Genomic DNA, 23,541 nt, shown 5'->3' with positions numbered 1-23,541 from the left:
TCCGCTGAGTTCGTTGCTGGCTCAGCCGCTCTCGGCGAGGGCGGCGGGGCCGCCTCGGGCGCGGTCGGCGAGCTCCTGGAGGTCCTCGGCACGGCAGCCCTGGGTGGTGCCCACGAGGTGGCCGTCGGGGCGGATCAGGAGGACGGTGTGCGGGTCCGCGCCGGGGTAGGACTCGGCGACGAGGACCTCGGCGGGGACGGGGAGGGCGGCGGCCGTCTCGGCGAGGCGTGGCATCAGGCCCGCGCCGAGCCAGTGTTCGGCCGACCAGACGGCGGTGCCGGGGGCGACCAGGAGCAGCAGGAACCCGGCGCCGAGCCGGGCCCGCAGGGCGTCGGCCGAGCCGTCGCCGGTGAGCACGGGCACGTCGGGGACGAGCACGCCGGGCGCCGTCGCGGGCAGTTCCTCGGTGAGGGCGGTGCCGCGTCCGCCGCCGCGCTGGACGGGCACCCGGCCGGGCACACCGGAGGGCGCGGCCGGGTAGGCGGGCGCGCCGCCGAACCGGCCGGCGCCGAGCTGGCCGTCCGCCAGCAGCGGGGAGTGCTTGCGGAATGAGCCGGTGAGCAGCGACCGCCTGGTCTGCTGCCAGCCGCGCAGCGGTCGCAGCAGCGGCATCGTCTGGTCGACGGCGCGCAGCCGCGCGCCGACCGCGCCGCGCCGCTCGGCCTCGTACCCGTCCAGCAGGGCGCCGCCCGGCTGTGGGCCGCCGGAGTGCAGGTGCCAGGCGAGGGCGAGCCGCCAGGCGAGGTTGTCGGCGTCCCGGAGGCCGTCGACGAGGTTCTGCATGCCGAGTGCGCCGTGCAGGTGGGCGGCGTCCCCGGCGAGGAAGCAGCGGCCGTCCCGGAAGCGGGCGGCCAGGCGCTGCTGGTAGGTGTGGTCGGCGGCGGCGAGCAGTTCGTACGGGGGGAGTTCGCCGCACCAGCCGGTGAGGGTGGACTTCACCCGGGCGAGCAGGGTGTCGCCGGTGACGATGCCGGGCCAGGTGGCGTGCGGGTCGACCGGGGCGGTGGGGGCGGGGCGGCCGGGGGGCAGCCGCCAGTCGAGCCGCCAGAGGCCGTCCGGGAGGGGGCGGGCGGAGGCCTCGCGGTCGCCGCGCCACGGCGGTTCGCGGTGCAGCCGGGCCTCTCCGGTGAAGGGCAGCTGGACGCGGACGGTCGCGACGGCGTGCCGGTCCACGGCGGGCCGGCCGGGGAAGCGGATCTTCAGCAGCTTGCGGACGGTGGAGCGTGCGCCGTCGCAGCCGACCAGGTGGCTGCCGCGCCTCCAGGTGTGGGTGCCGTCCTTGGTGGCCAGGGTGCGGACGTTGACGCCGTCCTGGTCCTGCTCCAGCTCGGTGACGCGGTTGAGTGGGACGAGTTGGATCAGCGGGGTGGCGCTGACGGCGTCCCGCAGGCCGCGCTGGAGGCGGTGCTGGGGGAGGTGGAGCACGGCTTCGTCCGCCAGTGGCAGCCGCAGCACCTCGGAGCGGCGGCGCCAGACGGTGAAGGCGTCCCAGCGGGCGGCGTCCGAGGCGGCCCGGCCGTAGCCGAGCCGCCCGAGCAGGGCGGTGGTGTCGGAGCCCAGGACGATGCTCCGGGGGCCTTCGGGGCAGACCCCGGTGCCCTCGTCGAGCACCACCGTCGGCACCTCCTGCCGGGCCAGTGCCAGCGCGAGGGCCAGGCCGACCGGCCCGGCCCCGACCACGATCACCGGGTCCACGGCAGGCCCTCCGGGCGCGTGGACGAGGTGGCCGATGCGGCGTCAGCTGAGGCTGGGGAGGTACCGGGTGGTGTCACGAAGAGCAATGCAACAGATCACCTGCGTGTCCGTCAAGCAGCGGCAGGTGTGCGCCGGTTCGCGCCGCGGCGGCCCCGCGCCTCGATCCACTTGGCCAGCGCGGTGAGCGCGAGGCAGAGCGCGATGTAGATCGGGGCGATCACCAGTACGACGGGGATGTAGGGGTAGCCGTCGGGGGTGGAGTAGTTTCCGGCGATCAGCTTGCCCGTGTAGAGCAGCTCGCTGTAGGTGATGACGTACCCGAGCGAGGTGTCCTTGAGGGTGACGACCAGCTGGCCGATGATCGCCGGGAGCATCGAGCGGACGGCCTGCGGCACCAGGACGGTGAGCATCACCTGGGACTTGCGCAGCCCGAGCGCGTACCCGGCCTCGCCCTGTCCGCGCGGCACCGCGTTGATGCCGCCGCGGATGATCTCGGCCTGGACGGCGCCGTTGTAGAGGGTCAGGCCGGTGACCAGGGCCCAGAACGGGGTGGTGGTGAAGACCGACTGGTAGAGCGCGAAGATCATGATCAGCAGCGGCATCGCCCGGAAGAACTGGACGATGGCGGTGGCCACGGCGCGTACCGGCTTGTGGTCGGAGAGCCGCCCGGCGGCCAGCAGCGCGCCGAGCAGCAGCGAGAACACCGCGGCGAGCGCGAACACCGACAGGGTGTCCAGCAGGCCTTCGAGGATCCGCTGTTGGACGGCGCTGTACTCGAAGAGCGACCAGAGGTTGCCGGCGAACTGTCCGGCGCTCGCCAGCTTGTCGTACACCCACCAGAGCAGGCCGCCCAGCGCGAGCACGGAGAGCACGCCGAAGGCCCGGTAGCGGGCCCGCGTCCGGGGGCCGGGGGTGTCGTAGAGGACGGTCGAGGTGCTGCTCATCGGGCCACCGCCAGTCGGTTCTCCAGGAAGCGGAACAGCTGGGCCACCGCGGCGCTGATCGCCAGGTAGGCCAGGGCGATCCAGAAGAAGATCGGCCAGATGGAGTAGCCGCGCTCGGACAGGATCGACTGGACGCCGAAGAGCTCGGCGACGTTGAACGCCCCTGCGACGGCCGAGTTCCTGGGCAGCGCGATGAAGACGCTGCTCATCGGGGCCACCACGGTGCGGGCGGCCTGCGGCAGCACCACCGTGGTGAGGGTCTGGCCGAAGGTCATGCCCAGGCTGCGGGCGGCCTCGGCCTGGCCGAGCGGCACGGTGTTGATGCCCGCGCGCAGCACCTCGCAGACGAAGCTGCCGGTGTAGGCGCTGAGCGCGACCACCGCGAGGACGAAGCTGGAGAGGTGGACGTCCAGCGCGGGCAGGCCGAAGGTGACCGCGAAGAAGAGCAGGGTCAGCGGGGTGTTGCGGAAGGTGTTGACCCAGACGGTGCCGAACGCGCGCAGAGCCGGCACCGGCGAGACCCGGAAGGCCGCCAGCAGGACACCGATCAGCAGGGCGAGCACCCCGCTGATCGCGCTGAGCTCGACCGTCCGCAGAAAGCCGTCGCGGAACAGCGCGAAGTTGCCGTCCTCGAAGAGTATGCCCATGCGGGCGGCCCTCCTTTCAGTTCAGTTCAGTGCTGACAGGTGGTCAGGAGGACGTCTCGAGCGCGGGGACGGCGGGGGCCGTCGAGCCGGAGAGCCCGAGGGTGGCGTCGTACGCCTTCTTCCAGTCGCCGTTGTCCTCGTGCGCCTTCAGCGAGGCGGAGATGGCCGCCTGGAGCACCTTGTCGTCCTTGTTCAGACCGACGCCGTACGGCTCCTTGGAGACCGGGTCGCCGACGACCTTGAGCTTGGTCGGGTTCTTCGCGGCGTAGCCCTTGAGGATTGCGTCGTCGGTGGTGACCGCGTCGACCTCGTCGGTCAGCAGCTTCTCCACGCACTGGGCGTAGGTGTCGTACTTGACGACCTTGCCCTTGTAGGTCGACTCGATCCGGTCGATGGAGGTGGAGCCGGTGGCCGAGCAGATGTTCTTGCCGGCCAGCGAGTCCTTGCCGGTGATGGCGGTGTTGCTCTTCAGCACCAGCAGGTCCTGGCCGGCGACCAGGTACGGGCCGGCGAAGGAGACCAGCGCCTTGCGCTTGTCGTTGATGGTGTAGGTGCCGACGTAGTAGTCGACCTGGCCCTTGGAGATGGCCGTCTCACGGTTGGCGGAGACGATGGTCTGGAAGTCGATCTGGTCCGGCCCGAAGCCCAGGTCGGCGGCGACCATCTTGGCGATCTCGATGTCGAAGCCGCTGCGGCCCTTGGTCGCCACGTCCTGGAAGCCCAGGAAGGGCTGGTCGGCCTTGGCGCCGATGGTCAGGCGCCCCTTCTCCTTGGCCTTCTTCCAGGTCGGCGAGCCGTCGAGCTTGGCGTCGGTCTTCACCTGGTACGTCGGCAGCTTCGGCGCGGCGTCGTCGGCGTTGGCCGTCGGGGAGCCGTCCTTGCCACAGGCGGCGACGGCGGTCAGGGCGAGCACCGACAGGGCGGCGGCTATGGTGCGACGAGCCTTCATGAGGATCTGCTCTCCTGGTTCTTGGCCACGGGTCAACCGGGCGTTTGGGGCTTGGAGTTCCGGGTGCGGGCACGCGTGCGCGCCGCGGACGGGCCGGTACTCCGCCGTGGGATCGGCTCCGACGCTAGATGAGCGAGGGCCTCAGTGGTGCAGGATCTTCGAAAGGAAGTCCTTGGCGCGGTCGCTGCGGGGAGCGGTGAAGAAGGCGTCGGGCGTGTTCTCCTCGACGATCTTCCCGTCGGCCATGAAGAGCACCCGGTTCGCGGCGGAGCGGGCGAAGCCCATCTCGTGGGTGACCACGACCATCGTCATGCCCTCGGCGGCCAGCGAGCGCATGACCTCCAGCACCTCGTTGACCATCTCCGGGTCGAGGGCCGAGGTCGGCTCGTCGAAGAGCAGCACCTTGGGGTTCATCGCCAGCGCGCGGGCGATCGCCACGCGCTGCTGCTGACCGCCGGAGAGCTGCGCCGGGAACTTGTCCGCCTGCGCGCCCACCCCGACCCGGTCCAGCAGCTCGCGGGCCGTCTTCTCGGCCTCGGCGCGGGCGATCTTGCGCACCTTGACCTGGCCGAGCACCACGTTCTCCAGCACGGTCTTGTGCGCGAAGAGGTTGAAGCTCTGGAAGACCATGCCGACCTCGGCCCGGAGTTTGGCCAGTTCCCGGCCCTCGGCGGGCAGCGGGCGGCCGTCCAGGGTGATCGTCCCCGAGTCGACGGTCTCCAGCCGGTTGATCGTCCGGCAGAGCGTGGATTTGCCCGACCCGGACGGGCCGATCAGCACCACGACCTCGCCCTGCTTGATCTCCAGGTCGATGTCCTGCAGCACGTGCAGCGCGCCGAAGTGCTTGTTCACGCCGCTCAGCACCACGAGGGGTGCCGGCGAGTCGCTGACGGTGGTCTCGGTCATCGCGCCTGGCTCCCTCGTGTCTGACCCCGGGTGAACTCCCGCGGGCCGCAGTGCTGGTGATGCACCGTACGGCAGGCGTACAGCTGGTGCTGGTCCGGGGGCCGTGAGCCGGCGGAGCCCGCAGCCCCCGGTCCGGTGACCATAGAAGGCATGACAATGGCACGTCAGCCGATCTGAGCGGAACTTGAGGTCACGATCAGGCCACGCCCGCCGGACGGGCCGGGCCGCGTCCGTCGAAGAGGCCGGGCCGCGCGTGCCGAAGGGGCCGGGCCGGGCAGGGGCGTCGTGACAGGACGGGCGGCTTGGACAATACTCCGCAGGGTTCGCACATGAATGACACGAAGAATTCGGAGAGGAGGCCGGGATGCGCCTGTTGCTCGTCGAGGACGACGAACGCGTCGCCGCGGCACTGGTCGCGGTGCTGGGCAGGCACGGCTTCCAGGTCCGCCATGCCCGCAGCGGCCACGAGGCGCTCGACGCCCTGGTGCCCGACGGCAACGAGCCGTACCGGGTGGTCCTGCTCGACCTCGGGCTGCCCGACCGGGACGGCTTCGAGGTGTGCAGCCGCATCCGCGCGCACAGCGGCGTCCCGGTGATCATGGTGACCGCGCGGGCCGACATACGGTCCCGCATCCACGGCCTCAACCTGGGCGCCGACGACTACGTCACCAAGCCGTACGACATGGGCGAGCTGCTCGCCCGCATCCACGCCGTGGCCCGCCGCGGCCTGGCCGCCATCCCCGAGCAGGGCCCGGCCGAGCCCGCCGACCAGCCCGGACCGCTGGAGGCGCGCGGGATCGGCATCGACCGCGAACGCCGCCGGGTCAGCGTGCACGGGCGGGACGTACCGCTCACCCGCAAGGAGTTCGACCTGCTGGCGCTGCTCGCCCAGAGCCCCGGCGTGGTCTACCGGCGCGAGCAGATCTTCAGCGAGGTCTGGCGCAGCGGCTGGGAGGGCAACGGCCGCACCCTGGAGGTGCACATCGGCTCGCTGCGCACCAAGCTCGCGCTGCCCGGCCTGGTCGAGGCCGTCCGCGGTGTCGGCTACCGCCTGATACCCGAGCAGCCCGCCGAGCCCGCCGCTGAGCCCGCCGCTGAGCCTGTTGCCGAGCCCGCCGCTGCGCCTGCTGCCGAGCCTGTTGCCGAGCAGCCCGGCGGCGACTCGCCGACAGGGCGCTGACCCGAGGTGCGCAACCGTCTGCTCGGCATCCTGCTCTCCCTGATGGCCGCGGTGCTGGCCGCCCTCGGGGTGCCGCTCGCCGTCTCGATCGCGGCCGCCGAGCAGAGCCGGGTCGTCGTCGACCGGATCGACGACGCCGCGCGCTTCGCCCAGGACCTCCCCACCGCCGGGCTGCCGACCATGGGAGCCGCGCTCAAGGGCGACTCCGCGCCCGTCCCCGGTGACACCGCCCGGCTGCACGCGCTGGCTGCCGAGGCCATCCGCTACCAGGAGCTCTACGGCATCCGGATCGGTGTCTTCCACCGGGACGGCAGCGCGGTGGCCATCGCCCCCGCCGACTGGCAGCTGCCACGCAGCGGCCCCGGCGCCCAGGCCTTCCAGGAGGCCCTGGACGGGCGGCGCAGCCACAACCCGCAGCAGGTCTGGCCGTGGACCCCGGAGCGCACCCTGACCGTCGCCGCGCCGGTCGTCCGCGACGGCGACGTGATCGCCGTGGTGCTCACCGAGTCGCCGACCGGGTCACTGCGCTCGCGGGTGCTGCACCGCTGGATGGTGCTGGGCGGCGGCGAGGCGCTCGCCATGATCGCGGCCGTGCTGCTGGCGTTCCGGCTGACCGGCTGGATCATGCGGCCCGTCCGCACCCTCGACCGGGCCACCCACGACATCGCCACGGGCCGGATGAATGCCCGCGTCGCGGCCAGCATCGGCCCGCCCGAACTGCGTCGGCTGGCCCGTTCGTTCAACCACATGGCCGACAACGTCCTGCTCGCCCTGGACCAGCAGCGGGCCTTCGTCGCGGACGCCTCGCACCAGCTGCGCAACCCGCTGGCGGCGCTGCTGCTTCGGGTCGAGCTGCTCGGCATGGAGCTGCCCGACGGCCACGAGGCGGAGCTGACGGGTGTCCGCGAGGAGGGGCTGCGGCTGGCCCGGGTGCTCGACGACCTGCTCGGTCTGGCCACCGCCGAGCACGCCCGCCCCGAGCCCTCCCGGACGGATCTCACCGCGCTGGCGCTGACCCGGATGGACGGCTGGCGGCCGGTGGCCGAGCAGCGCGGCATCCGGCTGGAGTGGGACGGCCCGGCCGTGGCCGTCGGCCTCGCCGACCCGATCGGGCTCGGCAGCGCACTGGACGCCGTGCTGGACAACGCCCTCAAGTTCACCCCCGCCGGGGAGTGCGTGCGGCTCGGCATCGAGAGTGACCGCCACGAGATCACCGTGACGGTCGCCGACTCCGGCCCCGGCCTCACCGAGGAGGAGCTGGCCCGGATCGGTGACCGGTTCTGGCGCAGCCCCCGCCACCAGAACGTCGACGGCTCCGGTCTCGGCCTCTCCATCGCCCGCACCCTGCTGCTCGCCGGCGGCGGCTCCCTGGGCTTCGCCCCGGTCGAGCCCACCGGGCTGGAGGTCAGGCTGACCGTCCCCCGGTCGAAGTGACCGGCCTCAGGGTTTGACGGAGGCGTAGTAGCGCTTGGCGCCGTCGTGGAGCGGGAGCGGGTCGGTGTAGACGGCGGTGCGGAGGTCGACCAGCTGGGCCGCGTGGACCTTGTCGCCGATCGAGTCGCGGCTGTCGAGGACGGCCTTGGTCAGGCCCTCGACGAGGCCGGTGTCGACGTCGTCGCGGGTGATCAGGAGATTCGGCACGGCGAGGGTCGCGACGGCCGTCCGGGGGATCGGCAGGGCCTTGGGGTAGGCGTCGGCCGGTATCGTCGCGGCGCGGTAGGCGTCCATCCCGCCGCCCTCCTGCTGGTGGACGCTCTCCGCCAGATCCCCGAGCGGCACGATCCGGATCGGGAACTGGCTCGCGAGATCGCTCAGCACGCTGGTCGGCAGCCCGCCGGACCAGAAGAACGCGTCCAGCTCGCCCGCCCGCAGCCGGTCGGCGGCCTCGCCGACGCCGAGCGGTGCGGCGGTGATGTCCTTCTCCGGGTCGAGCCCGGCACCGGCCAGCAGCCGCTTGGTCACCAGGTTGACCCCCGACAGGCCCTGCCCGACCCCGACCCGCATGCCCCGCAGGTCGGCGGCCCGCTGCACGGGCGAGCCCGCCGGGACGACCAACTGCAGGTAGTCGTCGTAGAGCCGCGCGATCGCCCGCAGCCGCTCCTTGCCTGGCCCGTCGTACTCGGCGACGGCGTCGGCCGTCGCGATGGCGAAGGAGTCCTGACCGGCCAGGACGCGGCTGATGTTGTCGACCGAGCCCTGGGAGTTGTCCAGCCGCAGCTGCACCCCGGGCATCACCCCGGGCAGGTAGTCGCGCAGCAGCTGCCCGTACTTGTCGTACACCCCGCGCTGCACCCCGGTGGCGAAACCGCTCACGCCCTTCGGGTGGTCGGGGCCGTCGGAGGAGCTGAGCCACCACCCGCCGCTCGCGCCCGCGAGCAGCACCAGCACGACGACGGCCCGGCAGATCTTGCTGCGGGCCGCCGCCCTCAGCAGGGCGCCGGGCGAGGAGGTCATGCGCTGGAGTGTGCCAGGCGCGGGCCGCCAATGGGAGAGGGTTACTGCGGGAGAGGGTGCTGGGTGGGAGCCGGGGTCTCGTACTCTTGGGTCCGTGGGTACGAGCCAGGATTCCAAGAGCTACAAGGTCGTCACGTACGGCTGTCAGATGAACGTCCACGACTCCGAGCGCCTCTCCGGGCTCCTGGAGGGCGCCGGGTACGTCAAGGCCGACCAGGAGGGTGACCCCGACCTGGTGGTCTTCAACACCTGCGCGGTGCGCGAGAACGCCGACAACAAGCTGTACGGCAACCTCGGGCAGCTCGCGCCGGCGAAGACCCGGAACAAGGGCATGCAGATCGCCGTCGGCGGCTGCCTGGCGCAGAAGGACCGCGACACCATCGTGCAGCGCGCACCCTGGGTCGACGTGGTCTTCGGCACCCACAACATCGGCCACCTGCCCGCGCTGCTGGAGCGCGCGGCCGTCGAGCGCAAGGCCCAGGTCGAGATCCTGGAGTCGCTGGAGACCTTCCCCTCCACGCTGCCGACCCGCCGCGAGTCCGCGTACGCCGCCTGGGTCGCCATCTCGGTCGGCTGCAACAACACCTGCACCTTCTGCATCGTGCCCGCGCTGCGCGGCAAGGAGGAGGACCGCCGCCCCGGCGACGTGCTCTCCGAGATCGAGGCGCTGGTCGCCGAGGGTGTCATCGAGGTCACCCTGCTCGGCCAGAACGTCAACTCCTACGGCTCCGACCTCGGCGACCGGGAGGCGTTCTCCAAGCTGCTGCGTGCCGCCGGGAAGGTCGAGGGCCTGGAGCGCATCCGCTTCACCTCGCCGCACCCGCGTGACTTCACCGACGACGTGATCGCCGCGATGGCCGAGACGCCGAACGTGATGCACCAGCTGCACATGCCGCTGCAGTCCGGCTCGGACACCGTGCTCAAGGCGATGAAGCGCTCGTACCGGCAGGAGCGTTTCCTCGGCATCATCCGCAAGGTCCGCGAGGCGATGCCGGACGCTGCGATCTCCACCGACATCATCGTCGGCTTCCCCGGCGAGACGGAGGAGGACTTCGAGCAGACCATGCACGTCGTCCGGGAGGCGCGGTTCGCCAACGCGTTCACCTTCCAGTACTCGAAGCGGCCCGGCACGCCCGCCGCCGAGATGGACGGCCAGATCCCCAAGGCCGTGGTCACCGAGCGCTACAACCGGCTGATCGCCCTCCAGGAGGAGATCTCCTGGGAGGAGAACAAGAAGCAGGTCGGCCGCACCCTGGAGATCCTGGTCGCCGAGGGCGAGGGCAAGAAGGACAACCGCACCGACCGGATCTCGGGCCGTGCGCCCGACAACCGCCTGGTGCACTTCAACCCGAACTTGCGAGGGTTGAACGACAAGCACAGCACCCGGCCGACCTCTCCGGTGCGGCCGGGCGACGTGGTGACCGTCGAGATCACCTACGCCGCCCCGCACCACCTGCTCGCCGAGGGCCCGACCCTGGCCGTCCGCCGCACCCGCGCGGGCGACGCCTGGGAGAAGCGGCAGGCGGCCCCGGCCGCCAAGCCCGCCGGGGTGATGCTCGGGCTGCCGACTATCGGCGCCCCCGCGCCGCTCGCCGCCCCCACCGCGAGCGCCTGCTGCGGCGACTGACGGCTCCGGCCGGGTGGCTAGAGTGATCGGCATGCTTGTTGCCGCCGCTGTCTGCCCGTGCCCGCCGCTGCTCGTACCCGAGGTCGCCGCCGGGGCGGCTCCTGAACTGGAGCCGTTGCGTGCGGCCTGTGCGGAGGCGGTCGGGGAGCTGCTCGGCTCGGGCGCGGAGCTGATCGTGGTGGTCGGCACCGGGCCCACGCCCGAGGTCTGGACCGAGGGCGGGGCCGGGTCGTTCCACCGGTACGGCGTCGAGCTGGCCGTCCGGCTGCCCTCGGGCGGGGTGGACGGGCCCGAGCTGGCGCCCTCGCTGACCGTCGGCGCCTGGCTGCTCGACCAGGCCGGGACCGCGCTCCCCACCCACGCCTGCGCGGTGCCCGCCGACTCCACCCCGGCCCGGATGCTGGGCCTGGGCCAGGGGCTGGCCGAGCTCGCCGACCGGGTCGGCCTGCTGGTGCTCGGCGACGGCAGCGCCTGCCGCTCCCTCAAGGCCCCCGGCTACCTCGACGAGCGTGCCGAGGCCTACGACGCCGCGGCGGCCCGAGCCCTCGGCGCCGCCGACATCGAGGCCCTGGCGGCTCTCGACCCGGCCCTCTCGGCCGAGCTCCTCGCCGACGGCCGCGCCCCCTGGCAGGTCCTGGCGGGCGCGGCCCGCGGCGCCGGGCTGACCGGGCGCCTCGGCTACGACGACGCGCCGTACGGCGTCGGCTACTTCGTCGCCTCCTGGAGCGCGGGCGCCGCCTAGCCGTTCCGGCCGGTGTCAGACGGTGCCGTCGTCCTTGGGCTTGGCGGCGAAGCTGTCGACGGCGCCCTTGGCCTTGCTGGTGCCGGTCTCGATCTTGTCGGAGTACTTGCCCTTGGTGGCCTTGTCGACGGCCGCGCCGGCCTTCTCGACCACCTCGTCGATCTTCTCGTTGTGCTTGCCCGCGAGCTCGCTGGCCTTCTCCTTGAGCTCCTCGGCCTTGCCCTTGAGGGTGTCCTTCAGGCTCATGGCGCTGTCTCCTTCTACGGGTCGGCTGTGGTCATCAGGCCTAACGACCGAGCGCTCCGGTCCGTTCGCAGCCCGTGGTCGAATCAGTTCAAATCACCCATATCCTTCCACGGGGGCCCGCCCCGACACGCGTGATCCGGGCTTTTGGGAGACTTGGTCCGTGAGCAGCTCTCCCGTCCCCCCGCCCCGCGTCGTCTCCGTGGTCGGCGCGACCGCCGCCGGCAAGTCCGACCTGGCCGTCGCCATCGCCCGTACGCTCGGCGGCGAGGTGATCAACACCGACTCGATGCAGCTCTACCGGGGCATGGACATCGGCACCGCCAAGCTCACCCAGGAGGAGCGCGGCGGCATCCCGCACCACCTGCTGGACATCTGGGACGTCACCGAGGCCGCCAGCGTCGCCGAGTACCAGCGCCTCGCCCGCGCCGAGATCGACCGGCTGCTCGCGGCGGGCCGCACCCCCGTCCTGGTCGGCGGCTCCGGGCTGTACGTCCGGTCGGCGATCGACGAGATGGAGTTCCCCGGCACCGACCCGGCCGTCCGGGCCCGGCTGGAGGAGGAGCTGGCCGCCGTCGGCTCCGGCGTGCTGCACCTGCGCCTGGCCGGCCTGGACCCGGCGGCCGCCGAGGCGATCCTGCCGAGCAACGGCCGCCGGGTCGTCCGGGCCCTGGAGGTCATCGAGATCACCGGCCGCCCGTTCACCGCCAGCCTGCCGACCAACACCGCCGTGTACGACACCGTGCAGATCGGCGTCGCGCTGCCCCGCCCGGAACTGGACGAGCGGATCACCTTGCGGGTCGACCGGATGTGGCAGGCCGGGCTGCTCGAGGAGGTGCGGGAGCTGGAGAAGCTCGGCCTCCGGGACGGCCTGACCGCCTCCCGCGCGCTCGGCTACCAGCAGGTGCTCGCCCACTTCGCAGGTGAGTGCACCGAGGCCGAGGCAGTGGCCGAGACCGTCCGTGCGACGAAGCGCTTCGCCCGCCGCCAGGAGTCCTGGTTCCGCCGCGACGACCGCATCCACTGGCTCTCCCGCCCGGCCGGCGCCGACCCGGCCGAGCTGCTCGACCGCGCGCTGGAGCTGATCCGGACTCAGACCTGACGTAATCCGGCCATCGCGGCGGTGCATCTGCAGGTGCAGAAATAACCGGGGGTTACGGCCGCATCACGTCATGGCCACGGATCACCCGTGTACCCCGCGGGACGCCTCGTCGGCGGCACTGGACATGCCATCATCGACAGCACCAGAGGTCGGCCCGTGCGGCCGCCCTCACCGTTCACGAGCCGTCGCGCTCGTGTCGAACCGTCAGGGGAGGCCGCGTGTCGACGGGTACCGGCCCCGAGACCGACCAGCTGTCGTACGACAGCGAGAGCACCGGACTCACCCTGCCCGCCGTCGTGCCGACCTCGTACGCGATCGCGCTGCCCGCGCTCACCGACCTCTCCGCGCCCGGCGTCGTGCACGAGCGGGAGATCCGCCCGCGCCGCAGGCTCCGCTGGTGGCAGACGCTGCCGATCGTGCTGCTCGCCACCCTGGGCTCGCTGATGTTCGCCTTCCCGCTCGCCTTCGGCTCCACCGACAGCGCCTCCTCGATGATCGGGATGCTCGGGCTGCTGCTCACCGCCGCCTCGCTCGGCTGGGGCGCGATGGCCGCCCGGATGGCCGGGTACAAGTGGCCCGGGGTGCCCCGGCGCGGCAGCGGCCTGCGGGCCGGCAAGCGGGCGATCGGCAGCTACACCCTCGCGGTCGCGGTGGCCGTCGCCCTCGCGGTCTGGCGGGTCGTCCACCTGCGCGGTTGAGCGCCGGACGCTTCAGTACCATCGGCAGTGTGACTGCATCCACCACTCCCGGCATCGCGTTCCTCAAGGGGCACGGCACCCAGAACGACTTCGTGATCGTCCCCGACCCGGACGGCGCCCTCGACCTCGGCCCGGACGCCGTCGCGGCGCTCTGCGACCGCCGGGCCGGCATCGGCGGGGACGGGCTGCTGCGGGTGGTCCGCTCGGCGGCCGACCCTGCGGCGGCCGGGCTCGCCGACCAGGCCGAGTGGTTCATGGACTACCGGAACTCCGACGGGTCGATCGCCGAGATGTGCGGCAACGGCGTCCGGGTCTTCGCCCGCTACCTCGTCGAGGCCGGGCTGGCTGAGCCGGGCCCGCTGGCGGTCGCCACCCGGGCCGGGGTGCGGCAGGTGCTCGTCGCCGCCGACGGCGCGGTGACGGTCGGCATGGGCCGGGCCACCCTGCCCGGCCCCGCGGACATCACCGTCACGGTGGGCGAGCGGCACTGGCCGGCGCTCAACGTCAACATGGGCAACCCGCACGCGGTCGCCTTCGTCGCCGACCTCTCCGAGGCGGGCAATCTGTGGTCGGCGCCCGGCGTCGCCCCGGCCGGGGTCTACCCCGAGGGCGTCAACGTCGAGTTCGTGGTCGACCGGGGGCCCCGGCACGTCGCGATGCGGGTGCACGAACGCGGCTCCGGCGAGACCCGCTCCTGCGGCACCGGCGCCTGTGCGGTGGCCGTCGCGACGGCCCGCCGCGACGGCGCGGACCCGGCCCTGACCGGCGAGAGCGTCACCTACCGGGTCGACGTCCCCGGCGGCACCCTGCACATCACCGAACACCCCGACGGACAGATCGAGATGACCGGCCCCGCCGAGATCGTCGCCTCCGGCACCACCTCGCTCCCGCACTGAGGCAGCCGGCCCCCGTGCGGGGGCCGGTTTCCCAAATGTGGGGCGGGTGAATCCCCCCTAACGGGTGACGGTGGTCGCGGAGGGGAAGCATCGCGTCGCGGAACGTGTTGTGCTCGGTAGCATGGACCACCGGGTCGGGCGTCGCTCCGGTGCTTGCTGCCGGAGGTGCAGATGACCATCCGCCCCGAGCTGAGACTGAGCCGGGCCGCCTTCGGGAGGGCCGGGCGGGCGGCGGTGCTCGCGACCGGGCGGGCGCCGCTGCCGGACGCCATCGAGCCGATCGTCCAGGCGCACCGGCGGCACCACCCGCAGGCCGACCTCGCCCTGCTCGGCCGGGCCTACCGGACGGCGGAGGCCAGCCATCGGGGCCAACTCCGCAAGAGCGGCGAGCCGTTCATCACCCACCCGCTCGCCGTCACCATGATCCTGGCCCAACTCGGCGCCGGCACCACCACCCTGGTCGCCTCGCTGCTCCACGACACGGTCGAGGACACCGAGATGACGCTGGACCAGGTCGGCGAAGAGTACGGGCCCGAGGTGGCGTACCTGGTCGACGGGGTGACCAAGCTGGAGAAGGTCGACTTCGGTGCCGCCGCCGAGGCCGAGACCTTCCGCAAGATGCTGGTCGCCACCGGGGACGACGTCCGGGTGATGGTGATCAAGCTGGCAGACCGGCTGCACAACATGCGGACGATCCGTCACATGAAGCCCGCCAGCCGCCTGCGGATCGCCAAGGTGACCAGGGAGGTGCTCATCCCGCTCGCCGACCGGCTCGGCATCCAGGTGCTCAAGGCCGAGCTGGAGGACATCGTCTTCGCCACGCTCCACCCGGAGGAGTACGCCAGGACGCGGGCGCTGGTCGCCGCCCACGAGGCCGAGCCGGACGGGCTGCTCCAGCCCTTCGCGGACGCGCTCACCCGGCAGTTGGCCGAGGCCGGGGTGCCGGCCGCCGTCATGGTGCGGCCCCGGCACTGCGTCTCGCTGCACCGGGTGCTGCTCAAGCGCGCTGCCGCCGCCGGGCCGGACGGCCGCCCGCAGGAGCTCCAGCCCGCCGACTTCGGGCGGCTGCTGGTGGTGGTCGAGGAGAACGCCGACTGCTACGCGGTGCTCGGCGAGCTGCACACCTGCTGGGTGCCGCTGCCGGGGGAGTTCAAGGACTTCGTGGCCGCGCCGAAGTTCAACCTCTACCAGTCGCTGCACACCGCCGTGGCCCTCGCGGGCGGCGAGGTGGTGGAGGTGCTGGTGCGGACGCGCGAGATGCACCGGGTGGCCGAGTTCGGCGTGGTCGCGCTCGGTGACCCGCACCAGCCCGGCGCGCCGGACGAGCCGGAGGCCGACGGTGACCGGGCCGACGGCGACCGGACGGACCCGGCCCGGCCCGGCTGGCTCAGCCGCCTGCTGGAGTGGCAGCAGGAGACGCCGGACGCGGACACCTTCTGGTCGGCCCTCACCGCCGACCTCTCGGACGACCGCGAGATCACCGCCGTCACCGAGGACGGCGAGACCCTGCAGCTGCCCTCCGGCGCCAGCTGCGTCGACGCCGCCTACCTGCTCGGCGAGGAGACCGGTCACCGCTGTCTGGGCGCCCGCGTCAACGGCCGGCTGGTGGCGCTCTCCACCACGCTCGGCGACGGCGACGTGCTGGCCGTGCTCACCGAGCCCGGCGGCGGCCCGGCGGAGCCGTACCGGGAGCCGTCCGGGCCGAGCCCCGAGTGGCTCGACCATGTCCGCACCCCGGGTGCCCGGCTGGCCATCGAGCGCTGGCTCGCCGAGCACCCCGCCCCCCTCCGGCCGTCCGCCCGCACCGCCGAGCCGAGGGCCGTCGAGCGGGCCGGTCCGAGGGTCGTGCCGCCGGGCCGGGCCGGCCGGGGCGAGTCGCCGATCGCCGTCCGCGGGCTGCCGGGGGCGTCCGTGCGGCTGTCCCGGTGCTGCACCCCGGTGCCGCCGGACGAGGTCACCGGGTACGTGATCCGGGGCGGCGCCGTCGCCGTGCACCGCACCGGCTGCGCCGACGGCGAGCAGATGCGGGCCGCCGGGCGCGGCCCGGTGCAGCTCGCCTGGGTGCCCGGGGTGAACCCGCCCGCCGGCTACCGGGCGACGCTGCACGCCGAGGCCCTCAACCGCCCGCGGCTGCTGGCCGACCTGACGGCCGTGATGTCCGCCGAGGGCCTCGGCATCGTCGCGGCCGCCGTCGAGCCGCCGCAGCAGCTCCGGGTGCGCCACAGCTACACCGTCGAGCTGCCGCACCCGCAGGCACTGACCGCCGTGATGCGGGCGATGCTCCGCGTCTCGGGGGTGTACGACGTCTTCCGGCCCGGCGACGCGTGCGGAAATGGGGATGACCCGGTCAGGGCGGGCGTGCGACCATCGGGGGGAATGCTCGGCCGGTCCGCGGTGTTCACCGGAGGCAGTGGTGCCGGTGTCGACCGAGACCCGGAGGGGTAGCTCACCTCCGGGCGGGTTCACCGGCCGATCGCAGGCGCGCCGGGCGCGCACCGGTTCTCTCCGTACAGCAAAGGACAAGATGACCTCCACGTTCGACAGCCGCAACAACTCCGACGAGTCCGCCAAGCGACTCACGGACCTCCGGGCGGAAGCCCTGATGGACGAGGACCTCGCGGCGATCGACGAGGACCTCGACCAGCAGTACGACGGCGAGCAGTACGAACGCAGCGAGCGCGCTGCGCTGCGCCGCGTCGCCGGTCTCTCCACCGAACTCCAGGACGTCACCGAGGTCGAGTACCGCCAGCTCCGTCTGGAGCGCGTGGTGCTCGTCGGCGTGTGGACGAACGGCACGGTGGAGGAGGCCGAGAACTCCCTGGCCGAGCTCGCCGCACTCGCCGAGACGGCCGGTTCAGAGGTGCTCGACGGTGTGATCCAGCGCCGGGACAAGCCGGATGCCGCGACCTACATCGGCTCCGGCAAGGCGAAGGAGCTGCGCGACATCGTCTCCTTCACCGGCGCCGACACCGTCGTCTGCGACGGTGAGCTCACCCCCGGCCAGCTGATCCACCTCGAGGACGTCGTCAAGGTCAAGGTGGTCGACCGCACCGCCCTGATCCTCGACATCTTCGCCCAGCACGCCAAGTCCCGAGAGGGCAAGGCGCAGGTCTCGCTCGCGCAGATGCAGTACATGCTGCCGCGCCTGCGAGGCTGGGGTCAGTCGCTCTCCCGGCAGATGGGTGGCGGTGGCGCCGGCTCCTCCGGTGGCGGTATGGCCACCCGTGGTCCCGGTGAGACCAAGATCGAGACCGACCGGCGCCGGATCCGCGAGAAGATGGCGAAGCTCCGCCGGGAGATCGCCGACATGAAGAAGGGCCGCGACACCAAGCGCCAGGAGCGCCGTCGCAACCAGGTGCCCTCCGTCGCGATCGCGGGCTACACCAACGCCGGCAAGTCCTCCATCCTCAACCGGCTGACCGGCGCGGGCGTGCTGGTGGAGAACGCACTGTTCGCCACCCTCGACCCGACCGTCCGCCGTGCACAGACCCCGAGCGGCCGGGTCTACACCCTGGCCGACACCGTCGGCTTCGTCCGGCACCTCCCGCACCACCTGGTCGAGGCGTTCCGCTCGACCATGGAGGAGGTCGCCGAGGCCGACCTCATCCTGCACGTGGTCGACGGCTCGCACCCCGAGCCCGAGACCCAGCTGGCCGCCGTCCGCGAGGTCATCGTCTCGGTCGACGCCCAGCACGTGCCGGAGATCGTCGTGATCAACAAGGCCGACGCCGCCGATCCGCACGTGCTGCAGCGCCTGCTGCGCCGGGAGCCGCACGCCATCGTGGTCTCCGCCCGCACCGGGCAGGGCATGGCGGAGCTGCTCAAGCTGATCGACGACGAGCTGCCCCGCCCGGCGATCGAGATGCAGGTGCTCGTCCCGTACACCCACGGCTCCCTGGTCTCCCGGGTGCACGCGGAGGGCGAGCTGATCTCCACCGAGCACACCGGCGAGGGCACCCTGCTGCGCGTCAAGGTCGCCGCCGAGCTGGCGGCGGAGCTGGAGCGGTTCACCGTGGTGACGCAGGGCTGACGTGCTTCACGGCGGTAGCCCCGGCCTTCGGGTCGGGGCTACTTCTGTGTCCGCTGCCCGCTACTTCTGGGAGAGGTACGACAGCGCCTGCTGGGCGACGCTCTCCAGGTAAGGGCCGCTCAGGGTGGTGTGGTCGACCGTCCCGATCGAGCTGTTGCTGACCAGGGCCAGCCGCCCGTCCGGCATGGTGGCGAACCAACCACCGCCGCTGGCGCCTGCCGTCATCGTGCAGCCGATGGTGAGCATCGGCGGGCGGGCCGGGTCGTAGGAGAGCCGGACGGGCCGGCCGCCGTCGCACTTGTCCAGCTGCTGGCCGTCGAAGGGCTTGACGGCCGGGTAGCCCCAGGCGGAGACCTGGAGCTGCTCCCGGGGGGCGTTGAACCAGACCGGCATCGCCGTCCCGATGGTCTCCTCCAGCGACTTGCCGGGGGTGTCCGGGTTGTGGACGCGCAGCACGGCGAAGTCGTACTGGTTGGCGGCGTTGCTGCCGTGGCCGCCCTCGGCCAACCACTGCGGTGAGGTGATCACCTTGTCCGCCCACCACTCGCCGAGGGGCGCGACCTGGTCGATGGTGGCCTGCTTGCCCGGCACGGCGGCGCCGGAGCTGTTGTAGGCGGGGACGAAGATGATGTTCTTGAACCAGTCGCCGCCCTTGCCCTCGTGCACGCAGTGGCCCGCCGTCCAGACCAGGTTGCTCTTGCCCGGGTGCGCGCTGTCCACGACCACCGTCGCGGAGCACTGACCGGTACGGCCGTCCGGCGCGTTGGCGAAGATCTTCCCGGAGGCCGGGTGGTCGGTGTACGGGCGCGGCACCGGGACGGCCTGCACCGGCGCCGGGTCCGGGTCGGTCGCTCCGGCAGGGTCGGTCGCGGTGGCCGAGGCGGTCGACGTGGTGGTGGGCAGGGGGCTGGGCGAGGCACTGGGCAGGGCGCTTGGCAAGGTGGCCGGCATCGGCTCCTGCGGCTGGGCGTCCTTCATCCGGTCCGGGTTCCAGAGGTTGCGGACCACCGGGTTGTGGAAGACGTGCTGATTCGCCCACCTGTCCCAGTCGTCGAACTTCCACTTCTTCAGGTCGTCCCAGTGCCGGGGCAGGCCGTCGAGCAGCCCCGAGGGGAGGCTGGTCGGCAGGTGCAGCCGACTGCCCCCGCCGGGGGAGGCGGTGTCCCCGCCGTCCGGTGCGGGCGCGGAGGAGGAGCAGGCCGTCGCCGTGAGCAGTGCGGCCACGCCGAGCCCGGCGGCGAGTGTGCGGCGGGCCGACGCCCTGCGTATCGATGACATGAATGCGACCCCCGAGGCATGCGTGTGAACTCGGTGGAGTCTCCCACCCGGAGGAGTGACGGCACCTGCCGCCCCCCGGTTGCGACGGCTGACGAACGGTCACCGGAACGTGACCCAGTATCCGGGTGACCCTGCCCGGGGCGTCACTCCAACGGGTGGGTGATCCAAGGGGATTCACCACAACGAGTGAGCTGATCTTGTGATCAGCGGCCAGGCCTGGCTAACCCTTGGTTGTCGCGTACCGGAAGCTCCCGAGCCCCCGGCTCTCCGCGTCCGCCCCCCACGCTAGGAGGAGCCTTGAGCACCGCCCTCACCGGAGCCCCGCCCGCCGTAGCCGACCGACCCGACACGCTGGACCCGCTGCTGCACCCCGACCCGGCGGTCGCGGCCGAACACGCCGGGGTGGAGGGCCTGTTGCGCTGCTGGGTCCGCGAGACCGGTGCCGCCCCGGGGGACGACGGGCAGCTCCGCATCACCGTGCTCGGTGGGGCGGTGCACCTGAGCGCGCCCGTCCGGCACTGGTCGGCCTGCGGCTGGCACCGCTTCGGCACCGTCACGCTGGCGGGCGGCGGCGGGCTGCCGGGCACCCCCGTGGACGCCGTCACCATCGCCGCCCTGGTCGCGAGCGCCGCCGCCGAGCGCCCCGACCCGGGACAGATCGCCGACCTCGCAGCCCGCGTCGCGGACTCCGTCACCCGGACGGCCGACGTGCTCGCCCACCGCCGCCGCACCCCCGAGCCGCACAGCTGGCCCTTCCTCCAGGCCGAGCAGGCCCTGCTGCTGGGCCACCCGCTGCACCCCACCCCCAAGAGCCGGGACGGCCTCGGGCCCGCCCAGAGCGCCGCGTACTCGCCCGAGCTGCACGGCTCCTTCCAACTGCACTGGTACGCCGTCGACCGCGAACTGCTCGCCGCCGACTCCGCCGCCGGACCGGCCGCCGACGAGCTCACCCGACAGCTGCTCGGCACCCCCGGCCTGCTGCCGCCCGGCACCGCCGCCCTGCCGCTGCACCCCTGGCAGGCCCGTGAGCTGGCGCTGCGCCCCGACATCGCCGCCCTGCTCGCCGACGGCCGCCTGCGCGACCTCGGCCAGCACGGCGCGCCGTGGCACCCGACCTCCTCCGTCCGGACGGTCTGCCGGCCCGGCACCCCCTGGATGCTCAAGCTCTCGCTCGGCCTGCGGATCACCAACTCCCGTCGGGAGAACCTCCGCAAGGAGCTGCTGCGAGGCGTCGAGGCGCACCGGCTGCTGGAGGCCGGGCTCGGCGCCGAGTGGCGGGCCGCGCACCCGGGCTTCGACATCGTCCGCGACCCGGCCTGGATCGGCCTCGACCTGCCCGGCGGCGGCCCCGGCGATTCCGGCGCCCTCGGTGACCCGAACGGCCTGGACACCGTCATCCGGCAGCAGCCCTTCGGCCCGACGGAGCGCGCCTACTGCGTTGCCGGGCTGGTCGCCGAGCGGGCGGCCGGGTGGCCGGGTCCGGGCTCAGGTCCCGGCTTCGGGCCCGGCCTGCGGATCGGTGCCCAGCGGGGCTCCGATCTGGCTGCCGAGCCGGGCGCTCGGGTCGGCTCCCGGCTCGGGGAGACGCTGCACGGTCTCGCAGCCCGCTGCGGACGCCCGCTGCGGACCGTCGCCACCGAGTGGTTCCTCCGCTACCTGGACGTCATGGTGCTCCCGGTGCTCTGGCTCGACGGCCATGCGGGCATCGCCCTGGAGGCCCACCAGCAGAACAGCCTGGTGCTGCTGGACGAGACGGGCTGGCCCGTCGGCGGTCGGTTCCGCGACAACCAGGGTTACTACTTCCGCAGCTCCTGGGCCGGGCAGCTGGACGCCCGGCTGCCCGGCATCGGCCGGGCCAGTGACACCTTCGTCGAGGACCGGGTGATCGACAAGCACTTCGCCTACTACCTCGGCATCAACAACGTGCTCGGGCTGATCGGCGCCTTCGGCTCGCAGCAGCTCGCCGACGAGGGCGTGCTGCTCGCCGCCCTGCGCAGCTTCCTCGCGAGCCCCCGGGCCGCCGCCACCGCCTCCACCCTGCCCGGCCACCTGCTGGACTCGCCGACCCTGCACTGCAAGGCCAACCTGCTGACCAGGCTGCACGGCATGGACGAGCTGGTCGGCCCGGTCGACGGGCAGTCGGTCTACGTCGACATCCCGAACCCGGTGGCCGCGCCGTGACCCCGGCCCCGACGGAGACCCCGGCCCCGATGAGGACCCCCGCCGGGGTCCTCGAACTCCGGCCCGTCCGGCTGCCCGACGACCTGCCGCTGTTGACGGAGTGGATGAACGACCCGGCCGTCGACGCGTACTGGGAGCTGGCCGGGCCGCCCGCCACCACCGAGCAGCACCTGGCGGCCCAGCCCGGCCACAGCCTGCCGTACCTCGGCCTGCTCGACGGCGCCCCGATGAGCTACTGGGAGCTCTACCGCGCCGACCTGGACCCGCTCGCCGCCCACTACCCCGCCGAGCCGCACGACGCCGGCATCCACCTCCTGCTCGGCCCGGCCGAGGCACGCGGCCGGGGCCTCGGCAGCGCCCTGCTGGCCGCGCTCGCCGAGGAGGTCCTGCGGACCCGGCCGGAGTGCGGGCGGGTGGTGGCCGAGCCGGACGTACGCAACACGCCGTCCGTCCGGGCCTTCACGAAGGCCGGCTTCCGGCTCGCCGCCGAACTCGACCTGCCCACCAAACGCGCGGCGCTGATGATGCGCCGGCGCGTCTCCTAGAGAGACCTGCATGGACAACCCGCAGCCCGACCCGTACGACCTGCTAGGCGTGGGAATCGGCCCGTTCAACCTGTCGCTGGCCGCGCTGGCCGACCGGGTGAGCGGCCTCGACGCGCTGTTCTGCGAGGCCCGGGAGGAGTTCCGCTGGCACCCCGGGATGCTGGTCGACGGGGCCAGGATGCAGGTGCCGTTCCTGGCCGACCTGGTCTCGCTCGTCGACCCGACCAACCCGTGGTCCTTCCTCAACTACCTGCGGGACCAGGACCGGCTGTTCCCGTTCTACTTCGCCGAGCGCTTCCAGCTGCCGCGCCGCGAGTACGACCACTACTGCCGGTGGGCGGCCGAGCGGCTCGTCAACTGCCGCTTCGGCACCGCCGTCGACGCCCTGCACTGGTCGGCTGAGCGCGAGCTCTTCCGGGCCGAGACCGGCACGGGGGAGCTCTGGGCCCGGAACGTCGTGCTCGGCGTCGGCACCACCCCCGTGCACCCCGAGCCGTTCGCCGCACTGCGCGGGCACCCCGCCGTCTGGCACTCCGCCGAGTACCTGGACCGCCGCCGCAGCCTGACGGGCGCCCGGGACATCACCGTCGTCGGCTCCGGCCAGTCCGGCGCCGAGATCTTCCTCGACCTGCTGCGCACCCGGGGCGCCGACGGCACCCGGCTGCGCTGGCTCACCCGCAGCCGGGCGCTCGCGCCGATGGAGTACTCCAAGCTCGGCCTGGAGCACTTCACCCCCGACTACACCCGGTACTTCCACAGCCTGCCCGGCGGTGTCCGGGACGTCCTGGTCGAGGCCCAGTGGCAGCTGCACAAGGCGGCCAGCGCGGAGACCCTCGCCGAGATCCACGACCACCTCTACGACCGCACGGTCGGTCGCCCGCTGGACGCCGACCCGGTCGAGATCCGCCCCGGCACCGCCGTCACCGAGGCCCTCGCCGGGCCCTGCGGCGGCTTCGAACTCGCCTGCCGGCACACCGACTCCGGTGCCGAGCACGTCGTGCGCACCGACGCCGTGGTGCTCGCCACCGGCTACCGCGCCGTCCGGCCCGCAGCCCTCGACCCGATCGCCGAGCTGATCGACTGGGACGAGCACGGCCGCTACCGCGTCGACCTCGACCACCGCGTCACCACCCGCCCCGGTCTCACCGGCGGCCTCTACGTCCAGAACGCCGAACTGCACACCCACGGCGTCGGCACCCCCGACCTCGGCCTCGGCGCCCACCGGGCCGCCACCATCCTCAACGCCGTCACCGGCCGCGAGATCCACCGGCTCCCCACCCGCACCGCCTGGACGACCTTCACCCCGCCCGTCGCCCTTCCCCACCCCCAGGAGGGACACCGTGCCGCAGCAGCAGCCAACCGCTGACCAGCTCCAGCTGCCCCCGCAGCTCACCCCGGGGCTCTGGCAGCGGGCGAACCGGGCG

General features: G+C 73.0%; 20 protein-coding genes. 12 read left to right on the top strand and 8 right to left on the bottom strand.

The genetic code is table 11. The features are described from left to right. Positions 1-21 precede the first annotated feature (21 nt). The 5 genes from ACR68M_RS09565 to ACR68M_RS09545 all read right to left on the bottom strand — a co-directional run bounded on the left by ACR68M_RS09565 (position 22) and on the right by ACR68M_RS09545 (position 5,141). A complete protein-coding gene (locus ACR68M_RS09565; RefSeq protein ID WP_441250016.1) occupies positions 22-1,695 on the bottom strand; it encodes an FAD-dependent monooxygenase in 1,674 nt (557 codons plus the stop codon). Positions 1,696-1,805: 110 nt separating this feature from the next. Next, positions 1,806-2,639: an amino acid ABC transporter permease gene (locus ACR68M_RS09560; protein WP_441250015.1), complete on the bottom strand. Its 834-nt coding sequence runs from the start codon at positions 2,637-2,639 to the stop codon at positions 1,806-1,808. Next, a complete protein-coding gene (locus ACR68M_RS09555) occupies positions 2,636-3,286 on the bottom strand; it encodes an amino acid ABC transporter permease (protein ID WP_441250014.1) in 651 nt (216 codons plus the stop codon). Before ACR68M_RS09555 ends, ACR68M_RS09560 begins: the two co-directional genes overlap by 4 nt. Positions 3,287-3,329: 43 nt before the next feature. Then, on the bottom strand, positions 3,330-4,235 hold the full coding sequence (locus ACR68M_RS09550) for a glutamate ABC transporter substrate-binding protein (RefSeq protein ID WP_441250013.1): 906 nt from the start codon (positions 4,233-4,235) through the stop codon (positions 3,330-3,332). A 141-nt stretch (positions 4,236-4,376) separates the two neighbouring features. Then, a complete protein-coding gene (locus tag ACR68M_RS09545) occupies positions 4,377-5,141 on the bottom strand; it encodes an amino acid ABC transporter ATP-binding protein (protein ID WP_441250012.1) in 765 nt (254 codons plus the stop codon). 364 nt (positions 5,142-5,505) lie between these two features. On the opposite strand from ACR68M_RS09545, the gene ACR68M_RS09540 reads away from it, so the two are divergent. Together ACR68M_RS09540 and ACR68M_RS09535 are read left to right on the top strand one after the other, a co-directional pair. Continuing rightward, positions 5,506-6,321, top strand: coding sequence for a response regulator transcription factor (locus ACR68M_RS09540; RefSeq protein ID WP_441250011.1), 816 nt, complete (start codon positions 5,506-5,508; stop codon positions 6,319-6,321). 6 nt (positions 6,322-6,327) lie between these two features. Continuing rightward, positions 6,328-7,755, top strand: a complete 1,428-nt coding sequence (locus ACR68M_RS09535; RefSeq protein WP_441250010.1) for an ATP-binding protein — start codon at positions 6,328-6,330, stop codon at positions 7,753-7,755. A gap of 6 nt (positions 7,756-7,761) precedes the next feature. Here the strand turns inward: ACR68M_RS09535 and ACR68M_RS09530 are convergent, their stop codons facing one another. Next, entirely contained in the window at positions 7,762-8,775 is a 1,014-nt protein-coding gene (locus ACR68M_RS09530) for a TAXI family TRAP transporter solute-binding subunit (protein ID WP_441250009.1), read from the bottom strand. 148 nt (positions 8,776-8,923) lie between these two features. Between ACR68M_RS09530 and miaB the strand changes: the two genes are divergently transcribed. Then, positions 8,924-10,402, top strand: coding sequence for a tRNA (N6-isopentenyl adenosine(37)-C2)-methylthiotransferase MiaB (miaB, locus tag ACR68M_RS09525; RefSeq protein WP_441251562.1), 1,479 nt, complete (start codon positions 8,924-8,926; stop codon positions 10,400-10,402). Between the two features lie 31 nt (positions 10,403-10,433). Further along, on the top strand, positions 10,434-11,144 hold the full coding sequence (locus ACR68M_RS09520) for a class III extradiol dioxygenase subunit B-like domain-containing protein (protein WP_441250008.1): 711 nt from the start codon (positions 10,434-10,436) through the stop codon (positions 11,142-11,144). 15 nt (positions 11,145-11,159) lie between these two features. Here ACR68M_RS09520 and ACR68M_RS09515 read toward each other — a convergent pair whose 3' ends face one another. Further along, on the bottom strand, positions 11,160-11,390 hold the full coding sequence (locus tag ACR68M_RS09515; RefSeq protein WP_441250007.1) for an antitoxin: 231 nt from the start codon (positions 11,388-11,390) through the stop codon (positions 11,160-11,162). 160 nt (positions 11,391-11,550) lie between these two features. On the opposite strand from ACR68M_RS09515, the gene miaA reads away from it, so the two are divergent. The 5 genes from miaA (at position 11,551) to hflX (ending at position 18,113) form a co-directional block, all read left to right on the top strand. Then, positions 11,551-12,489, top strand: a complete 939-nt coding sequence (miaA, locus tag ACR68M_RS09510; protein WP_441250006.1) for a tRNA (adenosine(37)-N6)-dimethylallyltransferase MiaA — start codon at positions 11,551-11,553, stop codon at positions 12,487-12,489. A gap of 218 nt (positions 12,490-12,707) precedes the next feature. Continuing rightward, positions 12,708-13,187: a hypothetical protein gene (locus tag ACR68M_RS09505; protein ID WP_441250005.1), complete on the top strand. Its 480-nt coding sequence runs from the start codon at positions 12,708-12,710 to the stop codon at positions 13,185-13,187. A gap of 29 nt (positions 13,188-13,216) precedes the next feature. Continuing rightward, entirely contained in the window at positions 13,217-14,083 is an 867-nt protein-coding gene (gene dapF, locus ACR68M_RS09500; RefSeq protein WP_441250004.1) for a diaminopimelate epimerase, read from the top strand. A gap of 171 nt (positions 14,084-14,254) precedes the next feature. Beyond that, positions 14,255-16,528, top strand: coding sequence for a RelA/SpoT family protein (locus ACR68M_RS09495; RefSeq protein ID WP_441250003.1), 2,274 nt, complete (start codon positions 14,255-14,257; stop codon positions 16,526-16,528). Positions 16,529-16,607: 79 nt separating this feature from the next. Further along, positions 16,608-18,113, top strand: coding sequence for a GTPase HflX (gene hflX / locus ACR68M_RS09490; protein WP_441250002.1), 1,506 nt, complete (start codon positions 16,608-16,610; stop codon positions 18,111-18,113). Positions 18,114-18,173: 60 nt separating this feature from the next. On the opposite strand, the gene ACR68M_RS09485 is transcribed toward hflX, so the two are convergent. Beyond that, a complete protein-coding gene (locus tag ACR68M_RS09485; protein ID WP_441250001.1) occupies positions 18,174-19,391 on the bottom strand; it encodes a trypsin-like serine peptidase in 1,218 nt (405 codons plus the stop codon). Positions 19,392-19,688: 297 nt separating this feature from the next. Between ACR68M_RS09485 and ACR68M_RS09480 the strand changes: the two genes are divergently transcribed. Genes ACR68M_RS09480 through ACR68M_RS09470 form a run of 3 tightly spaced genes read left to right on the top strand, consistent with a single transcriptional unit; the run spans position 19,689 to position 23,483 of the window. Continuing rightward, positions 19,689-21,572: an IucA/IucC family protein gene (locus ACR68M_RS09480; RefSeq protein ID WP_441250000.1), complete on the top strand. Its 1,884-nt coding sequence runs from the start codon at positions 19,689-19,691 to the stop codon at positions 21,570-21,572. Beyond that, positions 21,464-22,117 carry a GNAT family N-acetyltransferase gene (locus tag ACR68M_RS09475; protein ID WP_441251561.1) on the top strand — a complete coding sequence of 218 codons (654 nt, stop codon included), beginning with the start codon at positions 21,464-21,466 and terminating at the stop codon, positions 22,115-22,117. The genes ACR68M_RS09480 and ACR68M_RS09475 overlap by 109 nt, the downstream gene beginning before the upstream one ends. A 10-nt stretch (positions 22,118-22,127) precedes the next feature. After that, entirely contained in the window at positions 22,128-23,483 is a 1,356-nt protein-coding gene (locus ACR68M_RS09470) for a lysine N(6)-hydroxylase/L-ornithine N(5)-oxygenase family protein (RefSeq protein ID WP_441249999.1), read from the top strand. The last annotated feature ends 58 nt before the right edge of the window (positions 23,484-23,541 follow it).

Origin of the sequence: Kitasatospora sp. McL0602 (genome assembly GCF_052076145.1) — a bacterium.
GTDB lineage: Bacteria > Actinomycetota > Actinomycetes > Streptomycetales > Streptomycetaceae > Kitasatospora.
This window is presented reverse-complemented; position numbering and strand designations above follow the sequence as displayed.